14 protein-coding genes are annotated in these 17120 nt (G+C 70.7%); 9 read left to right on the forward strand and 5 right to left on the reverse strand.

Going from position 1 to position 17120, the window contains the following annotated elements; genetic code table 11:
* Window positions 1-56: 56 nt before the first annotated feature.
* Genes ACWCV9_RS03460 through ACWCV9_RS03475 form a run of 4 tightly spaced genes read right to left on the reverse strand, consistent with a single transcriptional unit; the run spans window position 57 to window position 5782 of the window.
* Window positions 57-1736, reverse strand: a complete 1680-nt coding sequence (locus ACWCV9_RS03460; protein WP_450784038.1) for an ABC transporter family substrate-binding protein — start codon at window positions 1734-1736, stop codon at window positions 57-59.
* A 50-nt stretch (window positions 1737-1786) separates the two neighbouring features.
* Window positions 1787-3871 (reverse strand): dipeptide ABC transporter ATP-binding protein, encoded by a 2085-nt coding sequence (locus ACWCV9_RS03465; RefSeq protein ID WP_450784039.1) that lies wholly within the window; start codon window positions 3869-3871, stop codon window positions 1787-1789.
* The gene (locus ACWCV9_RS03470) at window positions 3868-4758 is read right to left on the reverse strand and encodes an ABC transporter permease (RefSeq protein ID WP_450784239.1); all 891 of its coding nucleotides are present in this window, start codon (window positions 4756-4758) and stop codon (window positions 3868-3870) included. The genes ACWCV9_RS03465 and ACWCV9_RS03470 overlap by 4 nt, the downstream gene beginning before the upstream one ends.
* Before the next feature lie 40 nt (window positions 4759-4798).
* On the reverse strand, window positions 4799-5782 hold the full coding sequence (locus ACWCV9_RS03475) for an ABC transporter permease (RefSeq protein WP_450784040.1): 984 nt from the start codon (window positions 5780-5782) through the stop codon (window positions 4799-4801).
* A gap of 414 nt (window positions 5783-6196) precedes the next feature.
* Between ACWCV9_RS03475 and ACWCV9_RS03480 the strand changes: the two genes are divergently transcribed.
* From ACWCV9_RS03480 to ACWCV9_RS03505, 6 genes are read left to right on the forward strand one after another with little or no spacing between them, the layout of a single operon-like run.
* Complete coding sequence (locus ACWCV9_RS03480) at window positions 6197-6988, forward strand: GntR family transcriptional regulator (protein ID WP_450784041.1); 792 nt, start codon at window positions 6197-6199, stop codon at window positions 6986-6988.
* 36 nt (window positions 6989-7024) lie between these two features.
* Window positions 7025-7252 carry a 4Fe-4S dicluster domain-containing protein gene (locus ACWCV9_RS03485; protein ID WP_055491243.1) on the forward strand — a complete coding sequence of 76 codons (228 nt, stop codon included), beginning with the start codon at window positions 7025-7027 and terminating at the stop codon, window positions 7250-7252.
* A gap of 15 nt (window positions 7253-7267) precedes the next feature.
* Window positions 7268-8611 carry an ABC transporter substrate-binding protein gene (locus ACWCV9_RS03490; RefSeq protein WP_450784042.1) on the forward strand — a complete coding sequence of 448 codons (1344 nt, stop codon included), beginning with the start codon at window positions 7268-7270 and terminating at the stop codon, window positions 8609-8611.
* The gene (locus ACWCV9_RS03495; protein WP_450784043.1) at window positions 8608-9495 is read left to right on the forward strand and encodes an ABC transporter permease; all 888 of its coding nucleotides are present in this window, start codon (window positions 8608-8610) and stop codon (window positions 9493-9495) included. The genes ACWCV9_RS03490 and ACWCV9_RS03495 overlap by 4 nt, the downstream gene beginning before the upstream one ends.
* Complete coding sequence (locus ACWCV9_RS03500) at window positions 9479-10267, forward strand: ABC transporter ATP-binding protein (protein ID WP_450784044.1); 789 nt, start codon at window positions 9479-9481, stop codon at window positions 10265-10267. The genes ACWCV9_RS03495 and ACWCV9_RS03500 overlap by 17 nt, the downstream gene beginning before the upstream one ends.
* A gap of 11 nt (window positions 10268-10278) precedes the next feature.
* Window positions 10279-13026 carry a fumarate reductase/succinate dehydrogenase flavoprotein subunit gene (locus tag ACWCV9_RS03505; RefSeq protein WP_450784045.1) on the forward strand — a complete coding sequence of 916 codons (2748 nt, stop codon included), beginning with the start codon at window positions 10279-10281 and terminating at the stop codon, window positions 13024-13026.
* Between the two features lie 55 nt (window positions 13027-13081).
* Here ACWCV9_RS03505 and ACWCV9_RS03510 read toward each other — a convergent pair whose 3' ends face one another.
* Entirely contained in the window at window positions 13082-13846 is a 765-nt protein-coding gene (locus ACWCV9_RS03510) for an amino acid ABC transporter ATP-binding protein (RefSeq protein ID WP_385846306.1), read from the reverse strand.
* 421 nt (window positions 13847-14267) lie between these two features.
* Here ACWCV9_RS03510 and ACWCV9_RS03515 point away from each other — a divergent pair, with 421 nt between their 5' ends.
* The 3 genes from ACWCV9_RS03515 to ACWCV9_RS03525 are packed head-to-tail and all read left to right on the forward strand — an operon-like array spanning window position 14268 to window position 17095.
* The gene (locus ACWCV9_RS03515; RefSeq protein WP_450784046.1) at window positions 14268-15305 is read left to right on the forward strand and encodes an ABC transporter substrate-binding protein; all 1038 of its coding nucleotides are present in this window, start codon (window positions 14268-14270) and stop codon (window positions 15303-15305) included.
* A gap of 3 nt (window positions 15306-15308) precedes the next feature.
* Window positions 15309-16151 (forward strand): ABC transporter ATP-binding protein, encoded by an 843-nt coding sequence (locus ACWCV9_RS03520; RefSeq protein WP_450784047.1) that lies wholly within the window; start codon window positions 15309-15311, stop codon window positions 16149-16151.
* Window positions 16148-17095: an ABC transporter permease gene (locus ACWCV9_RS03525; RefSeq protein WP_450784048.1), complete on the forward strand. Its 948-nt coding sequence runs from the start codon at window positions 16148-16150 to the stop codon at window positions 17093-17095. Before ACWCV9_RS03520 ends, ACWCV9_RS03525 begins: the two co-directional genes overlap by 4 nt.
* The last annotated feature ends 25 nt before the right edge of the window (window positions 17096-17120 follow it).

Below are 17120 nucleotides of genomic sequence, written 5' to 3' on the forward strand. Positions count from 1 at the left end.
TACGGCCCTTCGACGAGCGCGGCCGGCCACCGCGGGCGCGGCCGCCCAGCGGGTGGTCACTTCTCCCAGCCGACCGTCTCCGGGAGCGGGTTGTAGAAGATGGTCGCGCCGACGTTGGCGAGGCCCTTCTTCACGCCGTAGGTCGAGGGGCCGCTGAACAGCGGGAGGAAGGCGTACTGCCGGAGTGCCTTGCGCTCGACCTGGTTGGCCGCCGCGGCCTGCTTGCCGAGGTCGGCGATCCGGCCGGTGGCCCGGATCTCCTTGTCCAGCGCGGGCGAACCCGCACCGGTGATGTTGGAGTCGCGGTCGGAGCAGTAGAAGTCGCACAGGTAGCGGGCGCCGAACGGGTCCATCGAGCGGTTGCCCGACAGGAACAGATCGAACCTGCGGTCGCTGAGGATCTTGGAGAAGTCCGCCTCGTCGGCCTTCCTGATGTCGAGGCGTACGCCCACCGGCTTCAGCATCGCCGCGAAGGCGCCGGCGGTCGCCTTGTCCAGCGGGTCGTCACCCAGGAGCGTGTAGCCGACTTCGAGCTTCTTGCCGTTCTTCACGCGCACACCGTCACTCCCGGGCTTCCAGCCCGCGGCGTCGAGTGCCTTGCGTGCCGCGTCCGGCGCGTACCTCAGCACGGCCGAGACGTTGTCCTGGTAGCCCTTCTGGAAGCTGTACAGGATGGCGGAACCGGGCAGCGGCTCCTTGTAGTCCAGGCCCTGGAACCGGATCCTGGCGATCTGCGTGCGGTCGATGCTCTCCTCGATGGCCTTCCGTACGGCCGGGTCGGCGAGCACCGGGGACTTGGTGTTGAAGTACAGCGAGTACTCGAAGGGACTTCCGCCGCTGCGGATCTCCGTGCCCTTGAGCCCCTTGATCTGCTTGAGGCTTTCCGCGTCGACCGCGGAGACGTAGTCGAGCTGCCCGTTCTTGAAGGCGTTGACCGCCGCGGTCGATTCCAGGTTGACGTAGACGCGCCGGTCGAGCTTGCCCTTCCTGCCCCACCACTTCGGATTGCGGACGAACGTGATGTCGCCCGAGTGGGTGTCCCACTTACCGACGGTGTACGGCCCCACACCCCACTCCGGGTGGGCCTTCTTGACGTAGGCGTTGTTGAAGTTCCGGACCGTTGCGGCCTTGGGATGCAGGAAGGTGGTGAACAGGCTCGACCAGGAGGGGTTCACTCCCTTGAAGGTGATCACGGCCTGCTTGGCGTTCCGGCCCTTCTCGACCGAGGTGATCTGGTCGTAGCCGTCCGTGGAGGAGGCGGCGTACGCCGGGTTGGAACCGTTGTTGGCCTGCCAAGTGGCCTTGATCGCGGTCCAGTCGATGGGGGTGCCGTCGTTGAAGACGGCCTTGGGGTTGATGGTGAGCGTGACCTTCTGGTTGCCGCCCTCCACGGAGACCTTCACATCGCTGAAGTAGTCCGGGTTGTACTGCACCTCGCCGGTCGGCGAGTAGGTGATCGCGTCGGCGTTGTACCAGGACCATACGCGGGACGCGGTCAGCGTGGAGTTGACGTTGAACGGGTTGCCCTGGTCGTCGAAGGTCCCGACCGTGGTGTACGTGCCGCCGTCCTTGATCCGGTCGTACGGCGTGGGGTTGTAGTCGGCGACGGACGACGCGGCCGAGGGGGCGTTCTTCGCGTCCGACTGCGCGGAGTTCCCCGACGAGGACTGGCACGCGGTGGCGGTGACGGAGACGGCGGCGATCAGAGCGACGGGCAGGGCCAGTCTCGTGCGCATGGTGGAAGGTTCCTTAGAGGTCGGTGAGGGACAAGGTCGCGGGCCGGTGTTCAGACGCCGTGGCAGGCGTACTGATGGCCGGGGGACCCGGCCACGGAGGTCGGCACGGGGGGCTGGGTGCGGCAGCGGTTTTGCAGTTCCTCGCCGGCGAGCCGGTACAGCGGGCAGCGGTCGACGAAGACACAGCCCGCGGGCATGCGCGCGGCGTTCGGCTGCTCCCCCGTCAGCACGACGCGCTCGCGGGTGCGTTCGCGCCCGGGGTCGGGGATCGGGATCGCCGACAGCAGCGCCCGGGTGTACGGGTGCTTCGGATCGGAGAAGATCGTCTCGGTGTCTCCGGTCTCGACGATGTGCCCCAGGTACATCACCGCGATGCGATCGGAGATGTACCGGATCACGGCCAGATCGTGGGCGACCACGAGGTAGGCGAGGCCGAGTTCGCGCTTGAGCCGCGCCAACAGGTTAATCACTCCGGCCTGCACGGAGACGTCCAGGGCGGAGAGCGGCTCGTCGAGCGCAAGCAGCTTCGGCTCCGTGGCCAGGGCACGGGCGATGCCGACGCGTTGGCGCTGGCCGCCGGAGAGTGCGGCCGGGAAGCGGTCGCCCACCGAGTCGTCCAGCCCCACCAGGGCCAGCAGTTCGTGGACCCGTGCGCGTATCGACTCGCGGTCGCGCCCGATCGCCCGCAGGGGTTCGGCCAGCGAGTGGAAGACGGGCATCCGGGGGTCCAGGGCCCCGAGGGGGTCCTGCATGACGATCTGTACGTCCTGCCGCAGCTCCCGTCGGCGCACCCCGGATGTGTCGGCGCCGATGTCGATGCCGGAGACCTCGATCCGGCCGCCTTCGGGCCGCCTGAGCCGCAGGATCTCCATCAGGGTCGTGGTCTTGCCGCTGCCGGACTCCCCGACCAGGCCGAGCGTCTCACCGGCACGCAGCTCGAAGCTGACCCGGTTGACGGCGTGCAGCGTGCCGACCCGGCGCTTGAGGAGGGCGCCCTTGGTGACCGGGAAGGTCTTGACGAGGTCCTCGACACGCAGCACCACCTCGCCGGCCCCGGCACCACCCGCGGGTGCGGGCGGGTCGACGGGCGCGGCATCGCCCGCCGGGTCCAGGGATCCGTCGGCGATCTCGGTGGCGCGAAGGCAGGCCACGTCCCCGTGCCCGGTGACATGGCGCAGCTCCGGTTCGTCGGAGCGGCAGGCGTCGAGGGCGACAACACAGCGGGGGGCGAAGGGGCAGCCGGCCGGGAGGTCGACCAGGGCGGGGGGTTCTCCGCCGATGGGCACCAGGGGTCTGCGGGAGCCGCCGTCCACGGTCGGCACGGCGGCCAGCAGCCGTGCGGTGTACGGCATGGCCGGCCGGCGGAAGAGTTCCTCGACGCCCGCGTGCTCCACGAACCGGCCTGCGTACATGACGGCGACGTCGTCCGCGTGGCCTGCGACGACCCCGAGGTCGTGCGTGATCAGGACGAGACCGGCGCCCGTCTCCCGCTGGGCCAGCCGCAGCACGTCGAGGATCTGGGCCTGCACGGTGACGTCGAGTGCGGTGGTGGGTTCGTCGGCCACGAGCACGGACGGCCGGTTGGCGATGGCCATGGCGATGACCACGCGTTGGCGCATGCCTCCGGAGAACTCGTGCGGAAAGGCGGCGGCCCGGTTGCGCGGGTCGGGGATGCCGACGAGATCGAGCAGCTGCACGGCCTGTTCCCAGGCCGCCCGCCTGGTCAGGTCCTGATGGACGCGCAGGGCGTCGGAGAGCAGCCTGCCCACCGAGAAGATCGGCGTGAGGGCGGACAGGGGGTCCTGGAAGACCATGCCGATGGAGTTGCCGCGGATCTTGGACAGGGCCCGGTCGTCGAGGCCGATGAGGTTCTGTCCGCCGAGCAGCACCTGGCCGCGCAGGTCGGCGGTGGGCGGCAGCAGGCCCATGACGCCCATCGCGGTGGCCGACTTGCCCGAGCCGGATTCGCCGACGATACAGAGGGTCCGGCCGGGGAGCAGGTCGAAGCTCACGCCGCGCACCGCTTCGACGGTGCCCGCCTCGGAGGGGAAGGAGATCCGCAGATCCCGCACGGAGAGGACGGGAGTCGCGTCGGCCGGTGGGGCCGAGGCGGGCAGTGGGGTGGCGAGGGTCATCGTCGGCCTCCTGCCGAGCCGGTCACCGAGGTGGGGTCGAGGGCGTCGCGCAAGCCGTCGCCGATGAAGGTCATCGACACGGTGAGCAGGACGACCAGACCGGCGGGGAAGGCGAAGAGCCAGGGGGCGCTCGTGACGGTGCTCGCGCCGTCCGCGAGCATCGTGCCGAGGGAGACGTCCGGGGTCTGGACGCCGAACCCGAGGAAAGAGAGGGCGGTTTCGCTGAGCACGGTCGCCACGACCCCGAGCGTCAGGTTGACGATCAGCAGGGAGCCCAGGTTGGGGATGATGTGCCGGAAGATGATCCGCAGCGGACCGACTCCCATGAACTCGGCCGCCTTCACGTAGTCCCGTTCGCGCAGTGAGGTCGAGACGGACCAGATCACCCGGGCCGTGGACATCCAGCCGAACACGGTCAGCACGACGATGAGGACGCGCCAGTCGCCGGCCAGCCGGTGGGAGACCAGCGCGAGGATGAGGAACGAGGGGACGATCAGCAGGAAGTGGATGACGGCGAGGGTCACTCGCTCGACCCGGCCCCCGAAGTAGGCGGCGCCGGAGCCGATGATCGCGGCCAGGACGATCGTCAGGACCGAAACGGTCACGGCGATCGTCAGGGAGCGCTGGAGCCCGTGCACGGCACAGGCGTAGATGTCGTTGCCACCCTGGTTGGTGCCGAACCAGTGGAGGCTGCTCGGCGGCTGGGTGAGTGCGGCGAAGTCGGTGTCGGTGTAGGCGTAGGAGGTGAACCGGCCGCCGAAGGCTGCGAACAGCACCAGCAGCGCGAAGATCGCCAGTCCGACGACGGCGAGGCGGTTGCGCAGGAAGCGGCGCAGATAGAGCCGACCGAGGCCGAGGTTCGAACGCTTCCGCGCGGTGGTGGCGATGTGCTCCGCGACCGGACGGGAAGGGGCATCGGTGCTCACGTCAGCTCACCCGCACTCTCGGGTCGAGGAAGACCGTGGCGATGTCCGCGAGGATCGCACCGATCGCGGTCAGAGCCGCGGCGAAGGCGGCCGTCGCGACCGCGCCGTGTACGTCGTTCTTGCTGATGGTCTGGATGAAGTAGCGGCCCATGCCGTTCCAGCCGAAGACCGTCTCCGTGATGACGGCACCGGTGAAGACGGCCGGGACACTGAACGCCACGGACGCAGCCGTCGGGATGAGCGCGGCCCGCAACGCGTGCCTGCGGATGGCCTGGGCGCGGGTGAGGCCGGTGGCCTGGGCGGTCCGCACGAAGTCGGCGTGGAGGGTGTCGAGCAGGAGCGATCGCTGCGTCAGGTGATAGCCGACGTAGCCGATCAGCGTGAGCGTCAGCGTCGGCAGGATCAGGTGCAGCAGGCGGTCACCGATCGTGGGGAGCAGTCCTTCGACGCCCGGCGAGTTCTCCCCCGCGACATAGAGGAAGTGCAGCCCGGCGTGCTGGTTCAGCCAGATGGCGACGAAGACCACGACGAGGGCGGCGACGGAGGTGGGGACGTTGAACACCACGATGGACACGGCCTGCGAGATGCGGTCGGCCCAGCCGTACTGCCGTGCGGCGGTGTAGACACCGAGCGCGACGCCGAGCACGACGGACAGCACGGTCGCGATGACGACCAACTCCGCGCTGATGAGCGCCCGGTAGCCCACTTCACCGTTGACGGAGACACCGGTGGGGGACTTGCCCCAGTCGAAGCGCAGGACGACCGAGGTCAGCCAGTCCCACCAGCGGTGCGCCAGGGGGACCCTGGGGTCCAGGTTGTACGGCGCGAGGGCGCGGTCGATCTGTGCCTCGCTGCGGACGGGCCGCAGTTCCTTGAAGTTCGACCGCGGGTCGAGGAACCAACTGGCCAGGAAGTAGGTGGCGTTCGTCGCGACCACGATCATCAGGAGCCAGCCGACCGCCTTGCGCATCACATAGCGGGCCACGCGCGGCACCTCCTCGCCCCACACGAGGTGTGTGCTTCCGGAGCACCGAGGAGACAGGTCGAATACATGCGCGGTGAGGCTTTCTGGGGCTGTGAAGAGGACGTGGAGATGTACACGTCAGCTTGGTCCGCGGTGTGGCGCGGCACCAGGTTTTGCCTGGCGACGCCATAAAGTCGTCATGTTGCCGTAGCACACAGTCCGGCATACGGAGCGATTCGGATGCCGTGCCAGGTGGGCGCGGCCGGTTCGCCGAACATCCCGCCCGCCCGATGTCTCACATGATGGGAGGCCGGGACGGCGGATGCTCCCACCGTCCCACTGAAAGCCCAGGTCAGCGGCAGTTCCCGCAGTCCGTCAGGTGGCGCAACAATCCAGCAACACCACCATTCCCATCGGATAGCTATGGTTCGGGCCATGCCGCCCACCGACCGCATCCGAGACCACGCCGGCCACGGCGCCGCGACCACGGTCGCCGCCCACCGCAGCCGGCGCAGGTTGCGCGCCGACCGGGCCAGGCAACTCGCCGACCTGCTCCGGCGCCAGCTCCTCAGCGACGCCTTTCCGGACGGTGCGCTCCCCCACGAGTCGACCCTCGCCACCGAGTACGGCGCCTCGCGCAACACCGTCCGCCAGGCCCTCGACCTGCTGCGCACCGAGGGCCTCGTCGAACGCCAGCCCGGTGTCGGCACCCTGGTCGTGGCCCGCAAATACCCGCATGGTCTCGACCGCCTGATGGGCCTCGCGGAGACCCTCCGCGAACACGGCCGGGTCACCAACGAGGTCCGCACCATGGGCCCCGTCCCGGCCCCCGCCCCCGTCGCCGACCGACTCCGCCTGCCCGCGGGCGCCGACGTCCTCTACATCGAGCGCCTGCGCCGCCTGAACGGCCTCCCCCTCTCCCTCGACCTCACCTACCTCCCCCTGGACATCGGCACCGCGCTGCTGACCGCGGACCTGGAGAACACCGACGTCTTCCGCCTGCTGGAGGCGGTCTGCGGGCTGCCGCTCGGCCATGCCGAGATCACCCTGGAAGCCGTCAACGCCGACGCCCACTCCGCCGCCGTGCTCGAGGCCCCGCACGGCTCGGCCGTCCTGATGCTGGAACGCCTCACGCATCTCGCCGACGGCCGGCCCGTCGACCTCGAGTTCATCCGCTTCCGCGGCGACCGCATCACGATGAGCGGCCTGCTGCACCGCTCCGTCTGACGTCCCCGAACAGCTCGACATCCACTGGAGACAGCCATGCCCTTGGCGCCCCAGCGGGCCGACGTGCCCGTGACCATCGACGAGTCGAAGTGCATCGACGGCTGCACGCTCTGCGTGGACATGTGTCCGCTGGACTCCCTCGCCATCGACGTCAGCAGCGGCAAGGCGTACATGCACGTCGACGAGTGCTGGTACTGCGGCCCGTGCGCGGCCCGCTGTCCCACCGGAGCCGTCACGGTCAACATGCCCTACCTGCTCCGCTGAGAGGCCCGAACTCCCATGAAACGCACGGCAGTCGCACTCGCCGCATCCGCTCTGCTGCTCCCCCTGTCCGGCTGCGGCGGCAGCGCCGAGGCGGGTGGCGGCTCCACGGTCACCGTCACCGTCGGATACCAGTCCAAGACCATCAACACCGTCACCGCCGGCACCCTCCTGCGCTCCCTCGGCTACTTCGAGAAGCAGCTCGACGCCCTTCATGACGGAAAGACGTACAAGGTCGACTGGCAGGACTACGCCACCGGCGCACCCATCACGGCCCAGATGACCGCCGGGAAGATCGACATCGGCTCGATGGGGGACTTTCCGCTGCTCATCAACGCGGCCCGCGGCAAGCAGCTGGGCCGGCCCACCCACCTGGTCTCGGTCACCGGCTACAACCTCAAGGGCGGCCTGAACACGGTCGTCGTCGCACCGAAGTCCACCCTCACGTCCCTGGACGGCCTGAAGGGCAGGAGGGTTTCCACGAGCGTCGGCTCGGCCGCCGACGGCACCCTGGTGCGGGCCCTGCAACGGGCCGGCATCGCGCCGGACACGGGGATCGAGAAGCTGAACCAGCAGCCCGCGGTGGGCGCGTCGGCCCTCTCGGCGGGGAGCGTGGACGCACTGTCGCAGTTCGTGGCCTGGCCGGGCCTGCTCGCCTACCAGGGCAAGGCGAAGGCCCTGTACGACGGCGCCCAGCTGAACCTGCCCACCTTCCACGGCGTCACCGCCCGCGAGGACTTCGCCCGGCAGCACCCCGCCGTGCTGGAGGCGTTCCTGAAGGCCCAGGCGGAAGCGACCGACTACCTCAACGCCCGTCCGGTGGACGCCGCCGAGAAGGTCGCGAAGGCCACCGGCCTGCCCGCCGAGGTCGTCTACCTCTACAACGGCGCCCACGGCATCGCCACGTTCGACCCCGCCGTCAAACCGCAGCTCGTCTCCGCGCTCGAGCAGGACGTGTCGGTGCTGAAGGCGGCCAAGCTGACCGGCGACATCGACGTGAAGGCCTTCGTCGACGACCGGTACGTCAGGAAGGCCCTCGGCGCCGGCTACGCCAAGCGGCTCGCGGCGGCCCCGCCCGCCGCCGGGAGCGAGGTCTGGCCCAAGGGGGCCCCGAAGACCCGGAGTTTCACGTCCCCCGCCCGGCTGCTGGCCTACGTCGCCCGGCACCAGGACGGCATCCGCGCGGCCTATGTCCCCGACGCCACGACCGGCACCCTCTGGTTCGCCGACAAGGCCGTCTGGGTGGCGGACGGCGAGCAGCTGCTGCCCTTCGTCGCCCCGGCCACCGCACAGGCCTATGTGGCCGGTCACAGCGGGGCCCGGGTGATCACCTACGCGGACGCCCTGGGGCGGGCCTCATGAGCGGGTACCCCCGGCGGACGGGACGGCTCGCGCTGCGGGCCGGCTCGCTGGCCACCGCTCTCGGCCTGTGGCAGCTGCTGACCGCACTCCATGTGGACGTGTGGGTGCGCTTCTCGCAGTTCCCGACGGTGACCGACGTCGCCCGGACCTTCGCCGACCGGCTGTCCGGCGCCGACTACTGGACCGACCTCACCGACAGCCTCACCCGGATCCTGACGGGCTTCCTCCTCGCCGCCGTCCTGGGCGTGGCCACCGGCGTGCTCGTGGCACGCTCGCGGCTCGCCGAGGACCTGCTCGGTCCGGTCCTGGAGGTGGTGCGGCCCATCCCCGCCATCGCCCTGGTCCCGGTCGCGATCCTCGCCTTCCCCTCCAACGAGCAGGGCATCGTCTTCATCACCTTCACCGCGGCCTACTTCCCCGTGCTGGTCTCCACCCGGCACGCGGTGCGCGCCCTGACCCCGGTATGGGAGGAGGCGGTACGCACCATGGGCGGCAGCCGGTGGCGGATCCTCCGCTCCGTCGTCCTGCCCGGCGCACTGCCCGGCATCTTCGGCGGCCTCTCCGTCGGCATCGGCGTGTCCTGGATCTGTGTGATCTCAGCCGAGATGATTTCCGGCCAGTACGGCGTCGGGTACCGCACCTGGCAGGACTACACGATCGTCAACTACCCGGGCGTCTTCGTCGGCATGGTCACCATCGGCCTGCTGGGCTGGCTCACCTCCACCGCCGTCGAACTGCTCGGCCGCCGCCTCACCCGCTGGCTGCCGCGCACGTCGTACGTACCCGGCACACGGCCCCGGCCCCGGCCGGCCCGGGCCCTGACCGTCACGTCCCCCACCGAACCCGCACCGGCCGAGGAGGCACGCGATGAGCACCTCGTCTGAGACCCGACCGGCCGGGGCGAGGGGCGGTCCGGCGGCCCCGCGCGGCGCCCGCCTCACCCTGCGCGGCGCCGTGCTCGGCCGGCCGGGCGCCCCCGCCGTGGCCGACGTCGACCTGGACGTCGCCGCGGGCGAGATCCTCACCGTCGTCGGCCCCTCCGGCTGCGGGAAGTCGACGCTGCTGCGCACCTGGGCCGGGCTGTTGCCCCCGCTGGACGGGGCGGTGGAACAGGACGGCCGGCCGGTGACCGCCCCGGGTGCGGACCGGGCCCTGGTCTTCCAGGAGGACGCCCTGCTGCCCTGGCGCACTCTGCGCGCCAACGTCGAACTGCCCCTCGCCATCCAGGGCCTGCCCCGCGCGGGGCGCAGGGAACAGGCCGAGATCTGGCTGGCACGGGTGGGACTCGCCGACCGGGCCCGGCAGCTGCCGCACCGCGTCTCCGGCGGTCAGCGCCAGCGCACCCAGCTGGCCCGCGCCCTCGCCGGACGCCCACGCGCCCTCCTGATGGACGAACCCTTCGGCGGCCTCGACGCCCAGACCCGCGCCGGCATGCAGGACCTGCTGGTGGAGGTGTTGCGCGGGACGGGCGCGACGGTCGCCTTCGTCACCCACGACGTCGACGAGGCCCTGTTCCTCGGCGACCGCGTGGCCGTGCTCGGGGCGGGCCGCCTCGTCGCCGTACGGGACGTACCGCGCCCGCGCGAGCGCGGCGCGCACGACGATCCGGCGCGCACCGCGCTGCGGCGCGACATCCTCACGTCACTCGGTTCTTGAAAGGCACCCTGGTGGACACCCCTCTGGAGATCCCGGCACTCACCGACGCCGAGGAGCTGACCTGCGACGTCCTCGTGATCGGGGGCGGCACGGCCGGCACCATGGCGGCGCTGACCGCCGCCGAGCACGGTGCGGACGTCCTGCTGCTGGAGAAGGCGCACGTACGTCACTCCGGCGCACTCGCGATGGGCATGGACGGCGTCAACAACGCGGTCGTCCCGGGCCGCGCCGAACCCGACGACTACGTCGCCGAGATCACCCGCGCCAACGACGGCATCGTCGACCAGACCACCGTCCGCCAGACCGCCACCCGCGGCTTCGCCATGGTGCAGCGACTGGAGTCGTACGGCGTCAAGTTCGAGAAGGACGAGCACGGCGAGTACGCGGTGCGCCAGGTCCACCGCTCCGGCTCGTACGTGCTGCCGATGCCGGAGGGCAAGGACGTCAAGAAGGTCCTGTACCGGCAGCTGCGGCGGCGGGAGATGCGCGAACGGATCCGGATCGAGAACCGCGTGATGCCGGTCCGCGTGCTCACCGCCGAGGGCCGGGCGGTGGGGGCGGCCGGCTTCCACACCCGCACGGGCGCGTTCGTGGTGGTGCGCGCAGGCGCCGTGATCCTGGCGACCGGCGCGTGCGGCCGGCTCGGCCTGCCCGCGTCCGGCTACCTGTACGGCACCTACGAGAACCCGACCAACGCAGGCGACGGCTACGCGATGGCGTACCACGCGGGCGCGGAACTGACCGGCATCGAGTGCTTCCAGATCAACCCGCTGATCAAGGACTACAACGGCCCGGCCTGCGCCTACGTCGCCAACCCGTTCGGCGGCTACCAGGTCAACCGGCACGGGGAACGCTTCGTCGACTCCGATTACTGGTCGGGCCAGATGATGGCGGAGTTCGCCGCGGAGGTGGCGTCGGACCGCGGCCCGGTGTACCTGAAGCTGAGCCACCTCCCCGAGGAGTCGATCACGGCCCTGGAGTCGATCCTGCACTCCACCGAGCGGCCCACCCGCGGCAGCTTCCACGCCGGCCGCGGCCACGACTACCGCACCCACGACGTCGAGATGCACATCTCCGAGATCGGCCTGTGCGGCGGCCACTCCGCCTCCGGCGTCCGCGTCGACGACCACGCCCGTACGACCGTCCCGCGCCTGTACGCCGCCGGCGACCTGGCCTGCGTACCGCACAACTACATGATCGGCGCGTTCGTCTTCGGCGACCTGGCGGGCGCGGACGCCGCCCAGTACAGGCCCTATCGAGGGGAAGTCCCCGCCGGGCAACTGCGCGAGGCGCACGAGCTGATCTACCGCCCGCTGCGCAACCCCGACGGCCCTCCGCAGCCCCAGGTCGAGTACAAGCTGCGCCGCTTCGTGAACGACTACGTGGCGCCGCCCAAGTCCGGCGCCCGGCTGTCCCTCGCCCTGGAGGCGTTCGAGCGGATGCGCGCCGACATCGCCGCGATGGGGGCGCGCACCCCGCACGAGCTGATGCGGTGCGCGGAGGTCACGTTCATCCGCGACTGCGCGGAGATGGCCGCCCGCGCCTCCCTGGCCCGCACGGAATCCCGCTGGGGCCTCTACCACGACCGTCTCGACCACCCCGACCGTGACGACGCGTCCTGGTTCCACCACCTCGACCTGCGCAAGTCACCGTCCGGCGCGATGGAGTTCACGGCACGCCCGGTGGCGCCCTATCCGGTGCCGGTACCCGGCTTCACCCCGGTCGGCGGCCCCTCACGGCACCTCGGCGAAGTCCACCCGGAGCAGGTGGCGACGGCGGGACCCCCGCAGGCGGCCCCGGCGACGACGCGGCCGGACCCCGCTCGCGCGGCCACGGCTGCCCGCCCCGGTACGGAGGCGGAGGCACCGGCCACGCCGCGTCTCCTGGAACTCCTCGCCCTCACGGAGGACCAACCGGAACTCGCCACACTCGGCCCCTACTTGACCGACCCCGAGCCCGCCGTCCGCCGAACGGCCATCGCCGTCCTGACGGAAACCACACCGCCGGGCACCGGAGCGGCACTGGCCGCGGCGCTCGCCGACACCGACGCCGGCGTCCGCGCCGCCGCGGCCGCCTCCCTGCGGGAACTGGCCGAGACGCTGACCCCGGAACCTGTGCTGCGGGACGGTCTCGTCACCGCCCTCTCCCAGGCCGATCCTGTCGTCCGTGCGGCCGCACTCGACATTCTGCGCGGCCTGCGCGCCGGGGACGCGGACCTGTTCGCGGCCTTCCTGTCCGACGCCGACATCGCCGTCCGCATCGCGGCCGTGCGGGCGCTGGTGTCGGTCGACGCCGTCGCGGAGGTCGCCCGCGAGGCGGCCACCGAGCCGTCCCGCGAGGTCCGCGTCACGATCGCCAAGGCCCTGGCCGGCGTGGCGCCGGGCCGGGACCCGGACGTGATCCACGCGGCCCTCGCCGGGCTGGCCGGCGATCCCGACGCCCTGGTGCGCGGCGTGGCCTACGAGGCCCTGGGCACGGCCGGCTGCCCGGCGCCGCTCGCCGTGCAGGCCGAGTCCGCGCTGTCCGACCCCGCCTGGCAGGTGCGGGCCGGCGCCGCCGCCGCGCTGTCCGCCGCGGACCCCGACGTGGCCGTCCCCGCGCTCGCCAAGGCCGTGGCCGATCCCAACGCCGACGTCCGGAAGGCCGCCGTACTGGCCCTGACCCGGCACCGCGCCGCCGAGGAAGCCCGAGCGGCCCTGGCCACGGCGACGGCGGACTCGGACGCGGACGTCAGGGCCTATGCGGCGCGGGCACTGTGACGACGGTCGTTCTGGTGCCGTCGCGGCCGCCATCGGACACCGAGGGGAGGGGCGGTCAGAGGACCTTGGAGAGGAAGGCGCGGGTGCGGTCCTGCCGCGGGGCGTCCAGCACGGCCGCGGGCGGCCCCTGCTCCACGACGACTCCGCCGTCCATGAACACCACGGTGTCGGCGACCTCGCGGGCGAAGCCGATCTCGTGAGTGACGACGATCATGGTCGTCCCGGTACGGGCGAGGTCCTTGATGACGTCGAGGACCTCGCCGACCAGTTCCGGGTCGAGCGCCGAGGTGGGCTCGTCGAAGAGCAGCACCTTCGGTTCGAGGGCGAGCGCGCGGGCGATGGCCACGCGCTGCTGCTGGCCGCCGGAGAGCTGCCGCGGGTAGGCGTCGGCCTTGTCGGCGAGGCCGACCCGCGCCAGCAGCCGACGGGCCGTGTCCGCCGCCTCTCCGCGGGGCCGGCGCAGCACGGAGACGGGGGCCTCGACGAGGTTCTCCAGCACGGTCAGATGCGGGAAGAGGTTGAAGTTCTGGAACACGAACCCGATGTGGGTGCGCTGTTTCAGTACGTCCCTCTCCCTCAGCTCGTGCAGCTTGTCACCCGCGCGGCGGTAGCCGATGAGTTCGCCGTCGATGCTGATCCAGCCACGGTCCACCTTCTCCAGGTGGTTGATGGTGCGCAGCAGGGTGGACTTTCCGGAGCCGGACGGGCCGAGGATCACGGTGACCTCGCCGGTGCGGACCTTCAGGTCGACGCCGCGGAGCACGTCCAGCGGGCCGAAGCTCTTGTGGACGCCGTGGACATCCACCATGACCTCACTCATCGGCTTCCTCCCAGGGGTTGCCATTACTTGAGCAGGACGTCTCGCGTCTCGTCAACCACGGCCCGAATACCGGACGGAAAGCCGGAGATTGTGAACGCAGTACTTCACCCACATGTCGAACGTTGAGAATATGAGACCGCCACGCAAGCGCCGTTGACTTGGCCGAATTCCGCTGCAAGTCTCTTGGCTGTGAGCACGTTCGAGAACCTCTCCGCCCTCTGTCCCGCCGGTCTCTGTACCCGCTGACAGACGCAGCTCACCCGCGCTTCATTTCACGCATCGGCCTCTCTGTCAGGCCGTGTCTGCGCAATTCCCGGGCCCCCCACAGCCATTTCCGCTGGGCTTGTGCGCTCTGTTCACCATATTCGGCAATCGCCGTACGCACTCCAGTCGCTCCATCGAACTCGAACAGGACCCATCCATGGGCACGACGGCATCGACTCGACGCCAGTTTCTCTCTCTGCTCGGCCTTTCGGCGGTGGCCGTGAGCTGTGGCACGAACGCGAGCGGAGCTTCCTCGGGGAAGGGAGGAACCACGACGCTGCGCTACCAGGGCTGGGCGGGCCAGGTCATCCTGCCGGAGCTGGCCGAGGACCTCGGCTACCTGGGCGACGTGAAGCTGAAGTGGATCGGCAACACGATCAGCGGGCCGCAGGACATCCAGTCCGCGGCCACGGGCCAGGTCGACTTCGGCGGGGCCTTCAACGGCGCGGTCGTGAAACTCGCGGCGAACGGGGCCCCCGTGAAGGCCGTCATCAGCTACTACGGCTCCGACAAGTACGCCTACAACGGCTTCTACGTGTCCGAGGACAGCCCGATCCGGTCGGCCAGGGACCTGATCGGCAAGAAGGTCGGCATGAACACCCTCGGCGCCCATGCCGAGGCGATGCTCGACATCTATCTCCAGCGCGGCGGTCTGTCCCGGGCGGAGATCGACAAGGTCGAGCCTCTGGTGGTGCCTCCGGTCAACACCGAGCAGACACTGCGCCAGAAGCAGATAGACGTGGCCGTACTCGGCGGCATCCTGCGCGACAAGGCCCTGGCAGCCGGCGGCATCCGGCCGCTGTTCACCGACTACCAGCTGCTCGGCGCGTTCAGCGCCGGCACCTATGTGATGACCGACCGCTTCCTGAAGCAGAACCCCGACACGGCCCGGGCCTTCGTCACCGGGGTCGGAAAGGCCATCGAGTGGGCCCGCTCCACTCCGCGCGGCGAGGTCGTCGCCCGGATGACGGACATCGTGAAGAAGCGCGGCCGCGAGGAGGACACCGCGCCGCTGAAGTACTGGCGCTCCTTCGGCGTCGCCGAGACGGCGGGCCGGATCACCGACAAGGAGTTCCAGCTGTGGATCGACTGGCTGGCCGAGCGCGGAGACATCAAGAAGGGCCAGGTCAAGGCGGCCGATCTCTACACCAACGAGTTCAGCGCGGCTTCTTCCTCCTCGACCAGCGGGAGCTGACCCATGCCGGAAACCATCACGCCGAAGATTGCTCTGCGGCAGGTGCGCAAGGAGTTCGCCGTCAGGGACCGGGGGCCGCATCCGACCGGGCAGGGGTCCCGGTTCACCGCCCTGGACGGCATCGACCTGGAGGTGGCGGCCGGCGAGTTCATCGTCGTGGTCGGCCCCAGCGGCTGCGGGAAGTCGACCCTGCTCGACCTCCTCGGCGGCCTCGCCCAGCCCACCGGCGGACAGATCCTGCTGGACGGCACACCGGTCACCGGGCCGGGCCTGGACCGCGGCATCGTCTTCCAGCAGTACGCGCTGCTGCCGTGGCGAACGGCGCTGGGCAACGTCGAGTTCGGTCTTGAGGCCACCGGTGTCCCGCGGCGTCAACGCGCCGCGCGCGCCCGGGAGTTCCTCGACCTGGTGGGCCTGACCGGGTTCGAGAGCCGGCATCCGCACGAGCTGTCGGGCGGGATGCGGCAGCGGGTGGCGATCGCCCGCAGTCTCGCCTACGACCCCGATGTGCTGCTGATGGACGAGCCGTTCGCCGCGCTGGACGCGCAGACCCGGGAGTCGCTCCAGGACGAACTGCTGCGGATCTGGCAGCGCACCGGCAAGACCGTCGTCTTCATCACGCACGGCATCGACGAGGCCGTCTACCTGGGACAGCGCGTCGCCGTCATGACATCGAGGCCCGGCCGTATCAAGCAGATCGTGCCGGTCGCCTTCGACGCCCGCACGGCGACGGACGACCTCCGCTCCAGTCCCGAGTTCGCCCGCTACCGGCACGAGATCTGGTCGCTGCTGCACGACGAGGTGGCCAGGGCCCAGCAGTTGGAGAAGGAGGAGGCTTCCGTATGAGCCCCACGACCGGCACGACCACCGGCACCACCGCAGTGCCGGGGACTGCGAGCACCACCGCGCCCGTCCCGCCTCCTTCCTCCGCTGCGGCGCCCACCCCCTCACGGGCCCCCGAGGCACCGGCCGTACACCGCGGCCCCTCCCCCACGGCCCGGGCGCGCCGCGCGGCGTCGCGCCTGCCGTCCCTCCTGGTGAAGGGGGCGACCAAGTCCGTGGCGATCGTGGCCCTGCTGATCCTGTGGGAGACCGCGCCACGGCTCGGCCTGGTCGACCGGACCTTTCTGCCGCCGTTCAGCGAGGTCGCCCGCGCCTGGTGGGGGCTGGCAGCCGACGGCCGGCTCGCCGACAACGCACGCGCCAGCCTGGTCCGCTCCTTCAGCGGATTCGGCATCGCCGTGGCCGTCGCGGTTCCGCTCGGCCTGCTGATCGGCTGGTACCGGCCCGTCGCCGACCTTCTCGGACCGCTGCTGGAGGTCTTCCGCAACACCGCGGCTCTCGCCCTGCTGCCGGTGTTCGTGCTGTTGCTGGGCATCGGCGAGACCTCGAAGATCTCCATCGTGGTGTACGCGTGCACCTGGCCGATCCTGCTCAACACGATCAGCGCGGTGCGCACCGTCGACCCGACCCTGCTGAAGCTGGCGAAGTCGATGGACCTGTCCGCACCGCGCCTGTTCCAGAAGGTCATCCTGCCCGCCTCGGTGCCGGTGGTCTTCACCGGCATCCGGCTGGCCGGAGCGGCGTCCATCCTGGTCCTGGTGGCCGCCGAGATGGTGGGCGCCAAGGCGGGCCTCGGCTATCTGATCAACGCCTCGCAGTACAACTTCGCGATCCCGCAGATGTACGCCGGGATCCTCACGATCGCCGCCATAGGCGTGGCCTTCAACCAGGTTCTGGTCGCCGTCGAGCGACGGCTCACGTCCTGGCGGGTGCCCGCGGGCGGCTGACCCGGCCGTCGGCCTGTCCCGCCGT

This window comes from Streptomyces sp. NPDC001606 (assembly GCF_053596835.1).

Bases quoted from the DNA above. Each gene is read 5' to 3' on its own strand.
- ACWCV9_RS03500 (WP_450784044.1), top strand. From the start codon at position 9,479: ATGAGCACCTCGTCTGAGACCCGACCGGCCGGGGCGAGGGGCGGTCCG.
- ACWCV9_RS03485 (WP_055491243.1), top strand. From the start codon at position 7,025: ATGCCCTTGGCGCCCCAGCGGGCCGACGTGCCCGTGACCATCGACGAG.
- ACWCV9_RS03480 (WP_450784041.1), top strand. From the start codon at position 6,197: ATGCCGCCCACCGACCGCATCCGAGACCACGCCGGCCACGGCGCCGCG.
- ACWCV9_RS03520 (WP_450784047.1), top strand. From the start codon at position 15,309: ATGCCGGAAACCATCACGCCGAAGATTGCTCTGCGGCAGGTGCGCAAG.
- ACWCV9_RS03495 (WP_450784043.1), top strand. From the start codon at position 8,608: ATGAGCGGGTACCCCCGGCGGACGGGACGGCTCGCGCTGCGGGCCGGC.
- ACWCV9_RS03460 (WP_450784038.1), bottom strand. From the start codon at position 1,736: ATGCGCACGAGACTGGCCCTGCCCGTCGCTCTGATCGCCGCCGTCTCC.
- ACWCV9_RS03510 (WP_385846306.1), bottom strand. From the start codon at position 13,846: ATGAGTGAGGTCATGGTGGATGTCCACGGCGTCCACAAGAGCTTCGGC.
- ACWCV9_RS03490 (WP_450784042.1), top strand. From the start codon at position 7,268: ATGAAACGCACGGCAGTCGCACTCGCCGCATCCGCTCTGCTGCTCCCC.
- ACWCV9_RS03515 (WP_450784046.1), top strand. From the start codon at position 14,268: ATGGGCACGACGGCATCGACTCGACGCCAGTTTCTCTCTCTGCTCGGC.
- ACWCV9_RS03525 (WP_450784048.1), top strand. From the start codon at position 16,148: ATGAGCCCCACGACCGGCACGACCACCGGCACCACCGCAGTGCCGGGG.
- ACWCV9_RS03465 (WP_450784039.1), bottom strand. From the start codon at position 3,871: ATGACCCTCGCCACCCCACTGCCCGCCTCGGCCCCACCGGCCGACGCG.